Annotated in this window: 14 protein-coding genes; all 14 read left to right on the top strand. The window is 76.7% G+C overall.

Annotated features, from left to right (window positions below):
- Positions 1–82: 82 nt before the first annotated feature.
- The 14 genes from SJY06_RS17305 to SJY06_RS17240 all read left to right on the top strand — a co-directional run bounded on the left by SJY06_RS17305 (position 83) and on the right by SJY06_RS17240 (position 16,409).
- Positions 83–1,324 (top strand): glycosyltransferase family protein, encoded by a 1,242-nt coding sequence (locus tag SJY06_RS17305; RefSeq protein WP_380168773.1) that lies wholly within the window; start codon positions 83–85, stop codon positions 1,322–1,324.
- A complete protein-coding gene (locus SJY06_RS17300; RefSeq protein ID WP_380168772.1) occupies positions 1,311–2,675 on the top strand; it encodes a glycosyltransferase in 1,365 nt (454 codons plus the stop codon). The genes SJY06_RS17305 and SJY06_RS17300 overlap by 14 nt, the downstream gene beginning before the upstream one ends.
- Complete coding sequence (locus tag SJY06_RS17295; protein ID WP_380168771.1) at positions 2,672–4,009, top strand: glycosyltransferase; 1,338 nt, start codon at positions 2,672–2,674, stop codon at positions 4,007–4,009. The genes SJY06_RS17300 and SJY06_RS17295 overlap by 4 nt, the downstream gene beginning before the upstream one ends.
- The gene (locus tag SJY06_RS17290; protein WP_380168770.1) at positions 4,006–5,946 is read left to right on the top strand and encodes an ABC transporter ATP-binding protein; all 1,941 of its coding nucleotides are present in this window, start codon (positions 4,006–4,008) and stop codon (positions 5,944–5,946) included. Before SJY06_RS17295 ends, SJY06_RS17290 begins: the two co-directional genes overlap by 4 nt.
- The gene (locus SJY06_RS17285) at positions 5,933–7,282 is read left to right on the top strand and encodes a hypothetical protein (protein ID WP_380168769.1); all 1,350 of its coding nucleotides are present in this window, start codon (positions 5,933–5,935) and stop codon (positions 7,280–7,282) included. The genes SJY06_RS17290 and SJY06_RS17285 overlap by 14 nt, the downstream gene beginning before the upstream one ends.
- On the top strand, positions 7,279–8,589 hold the full coding sequence (locus SJY06_RS17280; protein ID WP_380168768.1) for a hypothetical protein: 1,311 nt from the start codon (positions 7,279–7,281) through the stop codon (positions 8,587–8,589). The genes SJY06_RS17285 and SJY06_RS17280 overlap by 4 nt, the downstream gene beginning before the upstream one ends.
- A gap of 27 nt (positions 8,590–8,616) precedes the next feature.
- Complete coding sequence (locus tag SJY06_RS17275; RefSeq protein ID WP_380168767.1) at positions 8,617–9,366, top strand: acyltransferase; 750 nt, start codon at positions 8,617–8,619, stop codon at positions 9,364–9,366.
- A gap of 119 nt (positions 9,367–9,485) precedes the next feature.
- Positions 9,486–10,265 (top strand): electron transfer flavoprotein subunit beta/FixA family protein, encoded by a 780-nt coding sequence (locus tag SJY06_RS17270; RefSeq protein ID WP_380168766.1) that lies wholly within the window; start codon positions 9,486–9,488, stop codon positions 10,263–10,265.
- 26 nt (positions 10,266–10,291) lie between these two features.
- A complete protein-coding gene (locus tag SJY06_RS17265) occupies positions 10,292–11,269 on the top strand; it encodes an electron transfer flavoprotein subunit alpha/FixB family protein (RefSeq protein WP_380168765.1) in 978 nt (325 codons plus the stop codon).
- A gap of 42 nt (positions 11,270–11,311) precedes the next feature.
- Positions 11,312–12,514, top strand: coding sequence for a cysteine desulfurase family protein (locus tag SJY06_RS17260; RefSeq protein ID WP_380168764.1), 1,203 nt, complete (start codon positions 11,312–11,314; stop codon positions 12,512–12,514).
- The gene (gene mnmA / locus SJY06_RS17255) at positions 12,511–13,578 is read left to right on the top strand and encodes a tRNA 2-thiouridine(34) synthase MnmA (protein ID WP_380168763.1); all 1,068 of its coding nucleotides are present in this window, start codon (positions 12,511–12,513) and stop codon (positions 13,576–13,578) included. Before SJY06_RS17260 ends, mnmA begins: the two co-directional genes overlap by 4 nt.
- A 76-nt stretch (positions 13,579–13,654) precedes the next feature.
- On the top strand, positions 13,655–14,170 hold the full coding sequence (locus tag SJY06_RS17250; protein WP_380168762.1) for a hypothetical protein: 516 nt from the start codon (positions 13,655–13,657) through the stop codon (positions 14,168–14,170).
- Positions 14,171–14,616: 446 nt separating this feature from the next.
- Positions 14,617–15,744: a sensor histidine kinase gene (locus SJY06_RS17245; RefSeq protein ID WP_380168761.1), complete on the top strand. Its 1,128-nt coding sequence runs from the start codon at positions 14,617–14,619 to the stop codon at positions 15,742–15,744.
- Positions 15,741–16,409, top strand: a complete 669-nt coding sequence (locus SJY06_RS17240; protein WP_380168760.1) for a response regulator transcription factor — start codon at positions 15,741–15,743, stop codon at positions 16,407–16,409. The genes SJY06_RS17245 and SJY06_RS17240 overlap by 4 nt, the downstream gene beginning before the upstream one ends.
- The last annotated feature ends 8 nt before the right edge of the window (positions 16,410–16,417 follow it).

Raw genomic sequence — 16,417 nt, 5'->3', positions numbered from 1 at the left:
CACGAATCGGACACCTTCTGTTCACCGGCGGTTAAGCCGCCCCGCAGCCGCGGGGCGCTCGTCGCGAGTCAGAGGAGTCACCGTGGCCGAGCCGACGACCCGGGACCGCGCACCGCAGGTGCGACGTGTCGCGCTGTACTCCCACGACACGCAGGGCCTGGGGCACATCCGCCGCAACATCGCCCTCGCGGCGGCGCTCGTCGCCGCCGACCCCGCCCCCAACGTCCTGCTGCTGACCGGTGCCCCGGAGGCGACGGCGCTGCCCCTGCCGCCGCGCACCGAGGTGCTCACGCTGCCGGCGGTGGCCAAGGACCTGCACGGCGCCTACACCGCCCGCGTCCTGGACGCCCCGCTGGCGGACGTGCTGGACCTCCGCACGGCCGTCATGACCGCCGCGCTGCTGTCGTTCCGGCCCGACCTGCTCGTGGTGGACAAGGTCGCCCGCGGGGTGGGCCAGGAGCTGGACGGCGTGCTGCGCGTGCTGCGGCAGGCGCTGCCGACCAAGGTCGTGCTGGGCCTGCGCGAGATCCTCGACGACCACGACGCCACCCGGGCCGAGTGGCACCGCGACCGCACGGACCAGGTGCTGGCCGACAGCTACGACGCGGTGTGGGTCTACGGCGACCCGGCCGTGTTCGACCCGGTGGCCGAGTACGGCCTCGGGCCCGAGGTCGCCGCCATGACCAGCTACACCGGCTACCTGGGCCGCGGCCGCGGCGACGGCACCCGGACCCGGACGCGCTCGCAGGCCCGCGTCCACCCGCCGCGCGACCCCTACGCGCTGTGCCTGGTCGGCGGGGGCCAGGACGGCTTCCACCTGACCCACGCGTTCCTGCGCGCCGACGTGCCCGAGGGGGTCGAGGCCGTGGCCGTCAGCGGCCCGTACATGTCGGCCGAGCACCGCCGCCTGCTGCGCGAGGCCGCCGACGCCAACCCCGCCACCCGGCTGCTGGAGTTCGTGCCCGACGCCGTGGAGTTCATCGCCGGGGCCTCCGCCGTGGTGTCGATGGCCGGCTACAACAGCGTCTGCGAGGTGCTGGCCGCCGGGCGTCCCGCGCTGCTCGTGCCGCGGGTCCGGCCCCGCCTGGAGCAGCTGGTCCGGGCCGAGCGGCTCGCCGACCTCGGCCTGGTCGAGGTGCTGCACCCCGACCGCTGCACCCCCGCCGCGGTGGGGGACTGGCTGCACCGCACCATCGGCGTCGACCGGCTGCCCGCCCGCCACCGGGTCGACCTGGACGGCCTCGCCGTCGTCCCCGCGCTGGCCCGTGACCTCGTCGCCGGCACCACCACCCACCTGCAGGAGGCCGTCCGTGTCGCCGTCTGAGACCGCCCCGTCCACCGCGTCCGGGCCTCCCGGCCGGGTGGGCTACGTGCTCAAGATGTACCCCCGCTTCTCGGAGACGTTCGTGGTCAACGAGATCCTCGCCCAGGAGGCCGCCGGCACCGAGGTCGACGTCTTCTCGCTCCGACCGCCCGCGGACGCCCGGTTCCACGCGGCGCTCGCCGAGGTCAGGGCCGGCGTGACGTGGGTGCCGTGGTCCTCTGTGCGGGCGAGCGAGGCGTGGGACCGCCTCGGCGCCGCCGCCGACCAGCTGCCCGGCCTGGCCTCGGCGTGGCCGGAGCTGCTGCGCCACGACGTCCGCGACGTGCTGCAGGCCGTCGAGGTCGCCACGGCGGTGCGCGAGCGGGGCCTGGTGCACCTGCACGCCCACTTCGGCAGCGTCGCCACCACCGTCGCCCGGCTCGCGGCGCGCCTGGCCCGGGTCGGCTACTCGTTCACCGCGCACGCCAAGGACATCTTCCACGACTCGGTCGACGAGGCCGACCTGCGCGTCAAGCTGCGCGACGCCCTGGCCGTGGTCACCGTCAGCGACTACAACCTCGAGCACCTGCGCACCCGGTTCGGGCCGGCCGCCGACCGGGTGGTCCGGGTCTACAACGGCATCGACCTCACGGCCTTCGGCTACCGGGAGCCGGCCGGCCGGCCGCGGCACGTGGTCTCCGTCGGTCGCCTGGTCGAGAAGAAGGGCCTGGACGACCTGATCGGCGCCGTGGCCCTGCTGGCCGCGGACGGCGACCCGGTCACCTGCGACGTCATCGGCTCCGGGCCGCTGCACGACGACCTGGCCCGGCAGGTCGAGCAGCTCGGGCTGACCGACCGGGTGCGGCTGCTGGGCGCGGCCACCCAGGACGAGGTGCGGGAGCACGTGGCCGGCGCGGCGGTGTTCGCCGCCCCGTGCGTCGTCGGCACCGACGGCAACCGCGACGGCCTGCCCACCGTGGTGCTGGAGGCCATGGCCCTGGGCACCGCGGTCGTCGCGACGCCGGTCACCGGCATGCCCGAGGCCGTGGTGGACGGCCGGACCGGTCGTCTCGTGCCCGAGCGCGCCCCGGCCGAGCTGGCCGCGGCGATCCGCGGCCTGCTGGACGACGAGGCGGCGCGGGCCGACCTGGCGCGGGCCGCCCGGGCCCTGGTCGAGCAGCGCTTCGACCGGGACGTCCAGGCCCAGGGCATGCGGGCCGTGTTCGCCCGCGCCGGCTCCGAACCGGTGCGGCCGACCGGGGACGCCGCGGCGGAGAGCGTCGGGGCCGTCGCGAACCCGGCGGTCGCGAACCCGGCGGTCGGGGCGGCTGGCGCCGAGGGCGCGCGCCGGCGTGAGGTCGTGCCGGCATGAGCGTCACCGCCACCTCCGGCGTCACCGCCACCTCCGGCGTCACCGCCACCTGCGGCGTCGGCGTCACCCCCGGCAGCCGCGTCGCCGTCGTCAGCTGCGACCCGGGCATCCCGGTGTTCGGCAGCAAGGGGGCGTCGGTCCACCTGCAGGCCGTGCTGGGCGAGCTGGTCCGGCGCGGGGCCGAGGTGCACCTGCTGACCCCCCGGCCGGGTGGCCCGGCCCCCGCGGCCCTGGCCGGGGTCACGGTGCACGAGCTGCCCGCCGTCACCGGCCGCCCGGCGCCCGAGCGCGAGGCCTCGGCCCGGTGCAGCGACGCCGCGGTGGCCGCCGTGCTGGACCGCCTGGCGCGGCAGGCCCCGCTGGACCTGCTGCTGGAGCGCTACTCGCTGTGGGGCCGCACCGGCACCGCCTGGGCCGCCGCGCGCGGCGTGCCGTCGGTGCTGGAGGTCAACGCCCCGCTGGTGCGCGAGCAGGCCGCCCACCGCGTCCTGCACGACCGGGCCGGCGCGGAGGCCGTGGCCCGGCACGCGCTGGCCCACGCCGGGGCCGTGGTCTGCGTGAGCGAGGCCGTGGCCGTCTGGGCGCGCGGCGTCACCGACCCCGCCCGGGTCCACGTCGTCGCCAACGGCACCGACACCGACCGCATCACGCCCGCCGTCCGCGCGGGCGGGGTGCGGCCCCTCACGGTCGGGTTCGTCGGGACCCTCAAGCCGTGGCACGGCACCGAGCACCTGGTCGACGCCGTCGCCCTGCTGCTGGACCGCGAGCCCGGCTGGCGTCTCGTGGTCGTCGGGGACGGCCCCGAGCGCGACGCCCTGGCCGAGCGGGCCGAGCGGCTCGGCATCACCGACGCCGTCGAGCTGGTCGGTGCGCTGCCGCCGGAGCAGGTGGCGGCCCGGCTGCACGGCGTCGACGTCGGCTGCGCGCCCTACGCCGACCTCGCCGACTTCTACTTCTCGCCGCTCAAGGTCTACGAGTACCTGGCCGCGGGCCTGCCCGTGGTGGCCAGCCGCGTGCCGGGCATGGCCGGGCTGCTGCGCGAAGGCGACCTCGGCGCCCTGTGCCGGCCCGCTGACCCAGGCGACCTCGCCGACGCCCTCGCCGCGCTCGCCGCCGACCCGCAGCGCCGGGCCCGCGTGGGCGCGGCCGCCCGGGCGGCCGCCGAGCGCGAGCACACCTGGTCCGCGGTGCTCGACCGGGTCCTGGCCGTCGCGGCCGTCGGCGACCGCCCCGCCGACCGGGCCGCCGACCGCCCCGCCGACCGCCCCGCCCACCGGGCCGCCTCGGCCCCGGCGGCGACGGCCGCACCGGTCCGCGTCGGGGTGGTGGCGTGAGCCCGGCCGGCCGGACCCGGTTCGGCCGCTCCCGCCCCCAGACCCTGCGGGAGTCCGCGCCCGGCATCCGGCGCACGCTGCGCCAGTTCCGCCCCGAGATCCTGCAGGAGCGTCGGCTGCTGGTGGCCGGCAGCGTCGCGCTGCTGGGCACGGTGGCCATGCGGCTGCTCGAGCCGTGGCCGCTCAAGTTCGTCATCGACGCCGTCGTGGCCGCCAACGGGGCCGAGATCGGCGTCGCCCAGCCCGCCGACCTCGGCACGATCCTGCTGGTGGCCAGCATCGGCGTGGTCGCCGTCGTGGCGCTGCGGGCGCTGTCGGCCTACCTGATGACGATCTTCTTCGCCCTGGCGGGCAACCGGGTGCTCACCCGGGTCCGGGCCCAGCTGTTCGCGCACCTGAACACGCTGTCGCTGTCGTTCCACGACAAGGCCCGGACCGGCGACCTGGTCACCCGCGTCACCGGGGACATCGGCCGGCTGCAGGAGGCCACGGTGACCGCGGCCCTGCCGCTGCTGGGCAACCTGGTGACCCTGGCCGGGATGCTGGTCGTGATCGCGGTGCTGGACTGGCAGCTCGCCCTGGTGGTGCTGGTGGTCTTCCCGCTGTTCGGGCTGATCAGCGTGCGGCTGACCCGGCGGATCAGCGGGGTGTCGCGCAAGCAGCGCGTCAACGAGGGGGCGCTGGCGTCGCTGGCCACCGAGTCGCTGGGCGCCATGAAGGTCGTCCAGGCCTACTCGATGGAGAAGCCGCTGCAGGACGCGTTCGGAGGCAGCAACGTCAAGAGCCTCAAGGAGGGCGTCCAGGCCAAGAAGCTGGCCGCCGGTCTGGAACGCAAGACCGACGTGCTCGTCGGGGTCGCCACCGGGCTCGTGCTGTACGTCGGCGCGCTCCGCGTGGTCGACGGCGCCCTGACCCCGGGCGAGCCCACGGTGTTCCTCACCTACCTCAAGACCGCGTTCCGGCCCATGCGGGACATGGCCAAGTACACCGGCCGGCTGGCCCGCGCCGCGGCCTCGGGCGAGCGGGTCGTCGACCTGCTGCGCATCGAGCCCGAGCTGCAGGACCGGTCGTGGGCGCGCGAGGCGCCGCCGCTGCGCGGTCACGTCGAGTTCCGTGACGTCACGGTGGCCTACGTGCCGGGGCACCCCGTGCTGCACGGCGTGGACCTGGTGGTCCACCCGGGCGAGCGGGTCGGCGTGGTCGGGCCCTCCGGGTCGGGCAAGTCGAGCCTGGTGACCCTGCTGTCGCGGCTGCGCGACCCCGACCGTGGCCAGGTCCTGGTGGACGGCCACGACCTGCGCGACCTGACCATCGCCTCGGTCCGCCGGCAGGTGACCGTGGTGCTGCAGGAGAGCGTCCTGTTCGCCACCACCATCCGCGAGAACATCGCCAGCGGTGCCCCCGGCGTCGACATGACCCGGATCGTGGCGGCCGCCCGTCTGGCCGGCGCGCACGAGTTCATCGAGGCGCTGCCCGACGGCTACGAGACGGTCGTGGGCGAGCGCGGGACGACGCTGTCCGGCGGGCAGCGCCAGCGGGTCGCCATCGCCCGGGCCGCGGTCCGGGACTCGCCGGTCGTCGTGCTCGACGAGGCCCTGACCGGCCTGGACACCGACACCGAGGACGAGGTGGTCGAGGCCCTCGGTCGGCTCACCGAGGGGCGGACCACGTTCGTGGTGACCCACGACGTCGAGAGCGTGCGCGACGCCGACCGGGTGGTCCGGATCGAGGCCGGCCGGGTCGTGGCCTCCGGCACCCCGGAGGAGGTGCTCGGGGCGGCGCCGACCGACCTGCGGACCCGCGCCCGGCGGCCGGGGACGCCGGAGGCCGCGGGGCAGCCGGAGCCCGCTGCGCAGCCGGATCCTGCTGCGCGGCCGGTGCCCGCGGGGCAGCCGCGTCCTGCGATGGTCGTGGGGGTCGACCGTGGGCTGCGCTGAGGCCGAGCGGGTCGAGCGGCTGGTCCGCCAGGAGCCCGGGGTGCCCGGGCTGCGCCTGCTGCTGGACGACGACGCCCTGGCGGCCTGGCTGACCGAGCGGCTCGGGCCCGCGGCGGGTGCGGCCCGGCGCACGTACCTGCGCTGGAAGCCCGGGGCCGGGGGCGTGGCCCGGGTGCGGCTGGCCGGGCCCGTCACCTCCGACGAGGGCCGGACCGGTGGGGACGACCTGTTCCTGGCCGTGTGGCACCGCGACAGCGCCGCCAAGCTCGACAAGACGCTGCTGCGGGGCGGTGGGTCGCTCGTGGTGGTCGACCACGACGCCCTGGCCGTGCTGGGCCGGCCCGCGGCGGACCGTGACCTGCCGGCGCTGGCCCGGCTGCAGACGCACGGGTCGCGGTGGCTGCGCCGGCTCGACGCGGCCGACGACCGGGCCCGTCAGCGGCTGAACCGGGTGGCCGGCGGCCACGACCCGGCCGTGACGCTGGCCTGGAAGCCGCAACGGCGCTGGGTCGGGCTGGCCGGGGACCGGGACGGGGCGGGCGTGGTGCTGCGGGCCTGCCGGCCCGCGGCGCTGCCGGGCGTGGTGCTGCGCTACCGCGCCGCCGCGCACGCCCTGGCCGGCGCCGGGGCGTCGGGCCACCCGGTCCCGCAGCTGCTCGGCGTCAACCGCCGGCGGGGCCTGGTGGCCGTCGAGCACCTGCCCGGCATCGCGCTGGACGACGTGACCGGTGCCGGTACCGCGTCCGCCCACCACGCGGCCGGTGGGCTGCTGGCCCGGCTGCACGGGGCCGGCGCCGCCGGCGGGGCGACGGCCGGGGTGCCGGGGCTCGGCCCCGACGCCGAGCTGCGCGCGCTGGTAGCCGCGGCCCGCACCGTGGACCTGCTGCTGCCCGACGCCGGGGCCGGCGAGGTGGCCACCGAGCTCGGCCGGGCCCTGCTCGGCCTGCCCCGGCGCGAGCCGGTCCTGCTCCACGGCGACCTGTCCCCGGACCAGCTGGTCGTGGCACCGGACGGCGACGCCGGCCTCATCGACCTCGACGAGGTCGCCCTCGGCCCGGCCTCCTACGACCTGGCCGGGATGGCCGCGTCGCTGCGCCTCGCGCACCCGCTGACCGCCGACGACCGGCTGGCCGACCTGCTGGCGGGGTACGCCGCGCACCACGCCCCCCCGGGGGCCGACGAGCTGCGCGTGCGGACCGCCGCCCACCTGCTGCGCCGGGCGCCGGAGCCGTTCCGGAGCGGCCGCGACGGCTGGGCCGGCCAGGTCGGTCAGGCGGTCCGGGCCGCGGCCCAGGTCCTGCGCAGCGGCTCCGCGCGCGAGGGGGTGCTGCGGTGAGGGGCCTGGCCGGGCTGCGGTCCGACCTGGCCGCCGCCGGTCTGGAGCTGGTCCGGGCCTGGCCGCGCGGGCCCGAGCACCTGCTGCTGCACGTCCGCCCGGCCCGCGAGGCGGGGCAGTCCGGTGCGGCGCGTGCGGCCGGTTCGTCCGGTGCCGGTGCCGGTGCCTGGTCGGCGGGGCAGTGGTTCGCCGACGACGACCGTGCGGCCCAGGTGGCCGCCCGCACCCGGGTGGTCGAGGGCGGCCCCGCCGCGCCGGGGGTGACCCACCTCCTCGGCACCGGGGTGGTGCTGCAGCCGGGCGGGGCCGACCGACGGCTGCGAGGGCTGGCCGCCCTGGTCGCGGACCCCGGGGTGACCCTGGTCGCGCACCGGCCCGAACGCCGGGCCGTCGTCCGGGCCGCCGACGGGACGTCGTTCACCAAGGTGGTCCGCAGCGAGCAGGTCGACGCGCTGGCGGCCTCGGCGCGCTGGCAGGCGCCTGGGCTCCAGGTCCCCGAGGTCCTGGCGGTCGACCGCGAGGCCGGCACCGTCATCACGGCGGCCGTCCCCGGGCGGACCCTGCACGACCTGGGCGCTCGGGCCACGGCGCAGGCGTGGTGGCAGGTGGGCCGGGCGGTGGCCGCGCTGCACGCGGCCCCGGCCCCGGCGCACGCCCGGGAGCACCGCCTGGGCACCGAGGCCGACGTCACGCGCACCTGGCTGGAACGGGCGGTCCGGCACGGCGCCATGGCGCCCGGCCGGGTGGCCGCGATGTGGGACGGCTGCGCCGCGGCCCTGGAGCGGTTGGGCGGGGGCGCGCCGACCGTGGCCCCCGTGACCACGCACCGCGACCTGCACGACAAGCAGGTGCTGCTGGCCGGTGACGACACCGCGGGCTGGTCGGTGTCCGTGATCGACCTCGACCTGCTGGCCGTCGCCGAGCCCGGCCTCGACCTGGCCAACCTGCTGGTGCACCTGCTGCTGCGGGACCGGCAGGCCGCGCTGCGCAGCGCCGGGTCGGCGCCGGCCCGCGCGGGCGACGCCGCCGAGGCGTTCCTGGCCGGGTACGGGCCGGTGCCGGACCTGGGGCGGGTGGCCGACCTGGCCGTGCTCGCGGCCGCCCGGGTCGCCGCGGTCTACGCCTTCCGGGCCCCCGTCGGCGAGGGGGCCGACGACGGCGACGACGTCGGCGGCCCGGACCTGGGGGAGCGCGTCGTGGCCGCCGTGCAGGCGGGCCTGCCCGGGTTGGAACCCACGCGGCGCCACCCCGTCACCCGGACGGGGGCCACCGGGTCGGTGAGCCCGGAGCCGGTCGGGACCGGCTAGGAGCCCGGGACCTGCTAGGAACGGGGCATGTCCCGGCTCTGGCGCGCCTGGGCCGTCCGGCTCCGCGACGGCCGTCACCCGCAGCAGCACCGGCACCTGTCCCGGGACTCGCTGCGCTGGGTGTGGACGCACCGCGCGCTGACGCCCGGCTACCTGGTTCGCTACTGGCGCCTCGCCCGGCTGCGGCTGCTGCACCCCGACGTCGTCACGCACGGCATGGTCTTCCTGGGGCGCGGTGTGCGCATCGAGACCGTCCCCGGCTACGGCCGGCTGCACCTGGGCGCCTTCGTCCACGTCGGTGACGGCTGCGTGCTGCGGGCGCACGAGGGGACGCTGCGGCTGCGGGACAAGGTCGTCCTGGGCGCCGACGTGCGCGTCACCTGCTGGCTCGACGTCGACATCGGCGCCGCGACGCTGCTGGCCGACTGGTGCTACGTCGCCGACTTCGACCACGTGCACGACGACGTCGGGCGGCCGGTCAAGGACCAGGGCATCCGCAAGAGCCCGGTCCGGGTGGGCGAGGGTTCCTGGCTGGGGCTGCGCGCCAGCGTGCTGCGGGGCGCCGACCTGGGGCGGGGGACCGTCGTCGCGGCCCACGCGGTCGTGCGGGGCCGGTACCCCGCCGACGTCGTCCTGGCCGGCGTGCCGGCCGTCGTCGTCGCCGACCGCGCCGAGCGGGCGCGGCTGCGGGAGCAGGCACCGGCGGGCCCGGTGCGGCGGCGACCGGGGCGGCGGCCGGGGGCGCGCGGCCGCCGTCGACCGGGCGTGGCAGGCTGAGGACGGGGACCGCCGGCAGGCCGTATGCTACCGGCGGGTAACTTAGAGTCCGGCGTCGTGGCCGACCCCCGCCCGGGGCCCGGAGCACGCCACCGAACCGAGCCGAGAGGGTGTCACCGATGAAGATCGTCGTCTGCGTCAAGCACGTCCCGGACGCGCAGTCCGACCGCGGTTTCGCGGCGGACACGACCACCGACCGCGACGCGGTCGACGGCCTGCTGTCCGAGCTCGACGAGTACGCCGTCGAGGAGGCGGTCCGGCTCAAGGAGGCCGGGGACGACGTCGAGGTCGTCGCGCTCACCATCGGCCCGGCCGACGCCCGCGACGCCCTCAAGAAGGCGCTGCAGATGGGGGCCGACAGCGGGGTCCACGTCAGCGACGAGGGGGTCCACGGCTCCGACGCGGTCGGCACGTCGCTGGTGCTGGCCAAGGCCCTGGAGCACGTCGGGTACGACCTGGTCCTGACCGGAATGGCCTCCACCGACGGGGGCATGGGCGTGGTCCCGGCCATGGTCGCCGAGCGGCTCGGGCTGCCCCAGGTCACGTACGCGGCCGAGGTCACGCTGTCGGCCGGGTCGGTCCGGATCCGCCGCGACGGCGACGCCAGCACCGAGACCATCGAGGCCTCGCTGCCGGCGCTGGTCAGCGTCACCGACCAGATCAACGAGCCGCGCTACCCGTCGTTCAAGGGGATCATGGCGGCCAAGAAGAAGCCCGTGCAGGAGCTGGCCCTCGCCGACATCGGCGTCGAGACCGCCGAGGTGGGCCTGGACGGGGCCTGGTCCCGGGCGCTGGAGGCCCAGGCCCGCCCGCCCAAGGCGGCCGGCACCGTCGTCGTGGACGACGGCGACGGCGCCGTCAAGCTCGTCGACTTCCTCGCATCCGCCCGGCTCGTCTGAGCCCGACACCAAAGGAGCCCGCAGCCATGGCACAGGTACTCGTCGTCGTCGACGCCGTCCCCGGACCCGACTCCAGCGGGGGCGTGGTCCGCAAGGCGTCCCTGGAGCTGCTCACCCTCGCCCGCCGCCTCGGGGACCCCGTGGCCGTCGTCTTCGGCTCCGCCGAGGGCGCCGAGGCGCCGGCCGCGCTGGCCGAGCACGGGGCGGTGGAGGTCGTCCTGGTGGGCGGCAGCGACGTCACCGACCACCTCGTCGCGCCCAAGGCGGAGGTGCTGGCCGACCTGGTCGCCGAGCGCTCGCCCGCCGCGGTCCTGCTGCCCAGCAGCCCCGAGGGCAAGGAGGTCGCCGGTCGGCTGGCCATCCGGTCCGGCTCGGGCCTGGTCACCGACGCCGTCGACGTCACGCTGGAGGGGGAGCAGGTGGTGGCCACCAAGTCGGTCTTCGCCGGCTCGTTCACCACGCGGTGCGCCGTGACCCGCGGCACGCCGCTGGTCGCGGTCAAGCCCAACTCGGTGGCCCCGGAGCCCGCCCCCGCCGCCGGCACGGTGACGACCCTGACGCCGACGGTGTCGGAGCAGGCCAAGGCCGCCCGCATCGTCGAGCGCACCGACAAGGCCGCCACGGGGCGTCCCGACCTGGCCGAGGCCTCCGTGGTGGTCTCCGGCGGCCGGGGCACCGACGGCGACTTCAGCGCGGTCGAGGCGCTGGCCGACGCCCTGGGCGGCGCGGTGGGCGCCAGCCGGGCCGCGGTCGACGCGGGCTGGTACCCCCACAGCAACCAGGTGGGCCAGACCGGCAAGACCGTCTCGCCGCAGCTGTACGTGGCCGCGGGCATCTCCGGGGCCATCCAGCACAAGGCCGGGATGCAGACGTCCAAGGTCGTCGTGGCGGTCAACAAGGACGAGGAGGCGCCCATCTTCGAGATGGCCGACTTCGGCGTCGTGGGCGACCTGGCCGCCATCCTGCCGAAGGTGACCGAGGAGGTCGCCCGGCGCAAGGGCTGAGGCCGTGCCGCCGGGTGTGCCGCGGCGGCATACCCTGGCCCGGTGAGCGTGTACCTCGACCACGCGGCGACCACGCCCGTGCGGCCCACGGCCGCACAGGCGTGGTTGGGTGCGGTCACCACCGGCGGCAACCCGTCCTCGCTGCACGGCGACGGCCGGGTGGCCCGGCGGACCCTCGAGGAGTCGCGCGAGGCGGTCGCCCGCGCGCTGGGCGTGGGTCCCAGCGAGGTGGTGCTGACCGCCGGTGGCACCGAGGCCGACAACCTCGGCGTCAAGGGCCTGTACGCCGCGCGCCAGCGCTCCGACCCGCGCCGCACGCGCGTGCTGTGCTCCCCGGTGGAGCACCACGCGGTCCTGGACTGCGTGCTGTGGCTGGAGCAGGAGCGCGGGGCTCAGGTGGTCTGGCTGCCGGTGGACGCCACCGGGCGCGTCGACGTCGCGGCCGCCCGCGACCTGCTCGAGCAGGACCCGGACGCCACCGCCCTGCTGACCTGCATGTGGGCCAACAACGAGGTGGGCACCGTGCAGCCCGTCGCCGAGCTCGTGCGGGCCGCCCACGCCGTCGGTGTCCCGGTGCACGTCGACGCCGTGCAGGCCGTCGGCTGGCTCGAGGGGTCGCTGTCGGCGCTGGGGGCCGACACGCTGGCCGTCAGCGGGCACAAGCTGGGCGCGCCGGTCGGCTCCGGTGCGCTGGTGGTGCGCCGGGGGGTCGAGCTGGAGGCCGTGCTGCACGGCGGCGGGCAGGAGCGCGGGGTCCGCTCCGGCACGGTCGACGCGGGCGCCGCCGCGGCGCTGGCCGTGGCCGTGGCCGAGGCGGTGGCCGAGCAGCCGGTGGAGTCGGTCCGGGTCGCGGCGCTGCGGGACCGGCTGGCGGCGGGCGTGCTGGCCCTGGACCCCGGTGCGGTGGTGCGCGGGGCGGACCCGGGGGAGCCCGGCGCCCGGCTGCCGACCAACCTGCACGTGACCTTCAGCGGCTGCGAGGGCGACTCGCTGCTGTACCTGTTCGACGCCCAGGGCGTGTCCGTCTCGACCGGGTCGGCGTGCCGTGCCGGGGTTCCCGAGCCCTCGCACGTGCTGCGGGCCATCGGCGTCGGCGAGGACGACGCCCGCGGTGCGCTGCGCTTCTCCTTCGGCCGCACCAGCAGCGAGGAGGACGTCGACCGCGCCCTGGCCGTCCTGCCCGGGGTGCTCGCCCGGGCCCGGGCCGCCGCGGCGCGCGTGGCCGGGACGGTGGCGGCGTCGTGAAGGTCCTGGCCGCCATGAGCGGGGGCGTGGACTCCGCCGTGGCCGCGGCCCGCGTGGTGGAGGCCGGGCACGAGGTGGTGGGGGTGCACCTGGCGCTGTCCCGGTCGCCGTCCCAGCAGCGCACCGGCTCGCGGGGCTGCTGCAGCGTGGAGGACGCCGGCGACGCCCGGCGCGCCGCGGACGTGCTGGACGTGCCGTTCTACGTGTGGGACCTGGCCGAGCGGTTCGCCACCGACGTCGTGGACGACTTCGTCGCCGCCTACGCCGCCGGCCGCACGCCCAACCCGTGCATCCGCTGCAACGAGCGGATCAAGTTCTCGGCGCTGCTGGACCGGGCGCTGGCCCTGGGCTTCGACGCCGTGGCGACCGGCCACTACGCCCGGGTGGAGCACGTCGCCGGCCGCGGCGTGCTGCACCGGGCCGCCGACGAGGCCAAGGACCAGTCCTACGTGCTGGCCTCGGTGCCGCCGGAGCGGCTGGCCCACGCGCTGTTCCCGCTGGGCGAGGTGTCCGGCAAGGCCGAGGTGCGCGACGAGGCCGCCCGGCGCGGGCTGGCCGTGGCCGACAAGCCCGACAGCCACGACATCTGCTTCGTGCCCGACGGCGACACGGCCGGCTGGCTCGAGCGCCGGCTGGGTCGGGCCCCCGGGACCGTGGTCGACACCGACGGCACCCCGGTGGGGCGGCACGAGGGCACGCACCGGTTCACCGTGGGCCAGCGCCGGGGGCTGCGGCTGGACCGTCCCGCACCGGACGGCGCCCCCCGCTACGTCCTGTCCATCACCCCTTCGACGCGCACCGTCACCGTGGGCGGGGCCGCCGACCTGCTGGTCGCCGAGCTCGTCGGGGAGGACCCGGTCTGGTCGGGCCCGGTCCCGGTCCCGGGGGCGGTCCTCGACGTGCAGGTCCGGGCCCACGCCCGGCCCGTGCCCGCCGTCGTCACCGAGGTGTCCGGACCGCGGGTCCGGCTGCGCCCGGACGAGCCCCTGGCCGCGGTGGCGGCGGGACAGACCCTCGCGATGTACGACGGGACGCGCGTGGTCGGGGCCGTCCGCGCGGCGTGAGCCCGGTCGGCTCCGGATGAGACCCGTCTCATCCGGCTCTCATGACCCGGCAACCCGGGCCGTCGATCCTCGGCAGGTGCACAGCACCACGGAACGCAACGCCGTCGTCGCCGCCACCACGGCCGCGACGGTCGCGCTCGTGGTGGCTGCCGCCGCGCTCGTCGTCACGCCCGTCCGGCCGGACCTGGCCGGGGTCGAGGTCGGGGCGACCGCCGTCGCGGCCGCCGAGCAGGAGGCCGACGCGGGCGCGCCGAGCACGGCTCCCGCCCCGAGCCCGAGCCCGAGTCCCAGTCCCAGCCCCAGCCCCAGCCAGTCGCCCGTGGCGCCGGTCGACGACGACGCGGACGGCGATGACGGCGCCGGCGCCGGCGCGGACGACGACGACGCGGACGACGCGGGTGCCGGCTCCGGCGCGGTCACGGGCACCCGTGTGGCCCCCGACCGTGCGGGTCCCGGCGCGGACGACGACGCCGGCGCGGACGACGACGCGGACGACGACGCGGACGACGACGCGGACGACGACGACGACGGGGATGACGACGACGGGGACGACGACGGGGACGACGACGACGGGGACGACGATGACGACTGAGCCGGGCCGGGGGTGGCGCGTGTTCCGCTCGGTGCGCACGCAGGTCATCGGCGCGATGGTGCTGCTCATCGTCGTCGGGCTGTCGGTGTCCGCCGTGCTCAGCTACATCGTGCAGTACAACGACGTCGACCAGCGCGTGGCGGAGGAGCTCGAGCAGGAGATCGAGGAGTTCAAGAGCCTCGCCTCGGGCTCCATCAACCCCGTCTCGGGCGAGCCGTGGGACGGCCTGGACAACGTGCTGGAGACCCTGGTGCTCACCCTGGCGCCCGAGGAGGACCAGTACCTGCTCGGCATCATCGACGGCGAGCTGGTCGTCGCGCAGGAGTCGACCCCCCCGCTTCGACGTCGAGCTCGAGCCGCAGGTCCTGGACGAGATCCTCGCCACCACCGCGCCGGGGTACGGCACGGTCGAGACCAGCGACCGGGGTCCGCTGACCTTCGCCGTCGTGCCGGTCGAGGACCCCAACGACCCGCGCGAGGCGCTGTTCGTCGCGACCTACCTGACCCAGGGGGAGTACGACGAGGTCACCGGCACGATCTTCGAGCGGGCCGTGGTCTACGGCGCCGTCGTCGTGGTGGCGGCCGCCGTGGGGTGGTTCCTGCTGGGGCGGCTGCTGTCACCGCTGGCGCAGCTGCGCCGCGCGGCCGCCCGGATCGACGACCACGACCTGTCCCAGCGGATCGACGTGCGCGGCAGCGACGAGATCTCCGACCTCGCGCAGCGGTTCAACGACATGCTCGACCGGCTCGAGAGCGCCTTCGCCAGCCAGCGCGACCTGCTCAACGACGTGGGCCACGAGCTGCGCACCCCGGTGACCATCGTGCGCGGCCACCTCGACCTGGTCGACGCCGACGACCCCGACGACGTCCGGGCGACCCGGGCCCTGGTGCTGGACGAGCTGGACCGGATGTCCCGGCTGGTCGACGACCTGATCACGCTGGCCAAGTCGGAGCGCCCCGACTTCGTGCGCCCGGAGCCGGTCGACGTCACGGTGCTCACCGACGAGGTGGTGGAGAAGCTGGCCGGCCTGGCCGACCGGCAGTGGCGCATCGACGGCCTGGCGGTGGGCGAGATCCTGCTGGACCGCTCCCGCGTCACCCAGGCCCTGCTGCAGCTGGCCAGCAACGCCGTGTCGTACACCCAGGACGGCGACGTCATCGCGCTGGGCTCGGACCGGGTCCGCGGCGTCGAGCCCGGCCGCGACCGGGTCCAGCTGTGGGTCCGGGACACCGGTGCCGGGGTGGACCCGGCCGACGAGGAGCGCATCTTCCAGCGGTTCGGGCGCGGGACGGGTGAGACGCGCGACTCCGGCACGGGCCTGGGCCTGGCCATCGTGCAGGCCATCGCCGTCGGCCACGGTGGGCACGTGCTGCTCGAGAACGCCCCCGGGGCCGGGGCCACCTTCGTGCTCGACCTGCCCTGGGTGGGTGCCCACGGCGACGCCGACCCCTCCGACGACGCGTCCGACGAGGTGGACACCCCCGACCTCGGCCCGGACCCGGCCGTCGACCTCTACGCCCGTCCGGCCTCCGCCGGGCAGGTCTCCGCACGGAACGACAGGGGAGAACCGTGAACCGGATCCTGATCGCCGAGGACGAGCCGCGCATCGTCAGCTTCCTGGAGAAGGGGCTGCGGTCCAACGGCTTCACGACCGTGGTGGCCCCCGACGGCGTCACCGCGCTGGACCTGGCCCGCAGCGACGAGGTCGACCTCGTCATCCTCGACATCGGGCTGCCGCTGATGGACGGGTTCTCGGTGCTGAAGGCGCTACGGGCCCAGGGGTACACGGTGCCGGTCATCGTGCTCACGGCCCGCGACGCCGTCGACGACACCGTGACCGGGCTGTCGCTCGGTGCCGACGACTACGTCCGCAAGCCCTTCGCGTTCGAGGAGCTGCTGGCGCGGGTCCGGCTGCGGCTGCGCAGCGCCACCACGTCGACGGCCGAGGAGACCGTGCTGCGGGTGGGCGCGCTGAGCCTGGACCTGCGGACCCGGCGGGCGGACGTGGAGGGCCGCACCGTCGAGCTGTCGGCGCGGGAGTTCTCGCTCGCCGAGGTGTTCATGCGCCACCCCGACCAGGTGCTGAGCCGGGAGCAGCTGCTCAGCCGGGTGTGGGGCTACGACTTCGACCCCGGGTCGAACGTGGTCGACGTCTACGTCCGCTACCTGCGGGCCAAGGTCGGCAAGCAGCGCATCGAGACGGTGCGGGGGATGGGGTACAGGCTCACGGTGGCCTGAGCCCCGCG

The organism is Jannaschia sp. R86511 (assembly GCF_042466345.1).
GTDB lineage: Bacteria > Actinomycetota > Actinomycetes > Actinomycetales > JBBAYJ01 > Aquipuribacter.
Note: the sequence above shows the minus strand (reverse complement) of the source record. Positions and strands in the feature narration are given on the sequence as shown.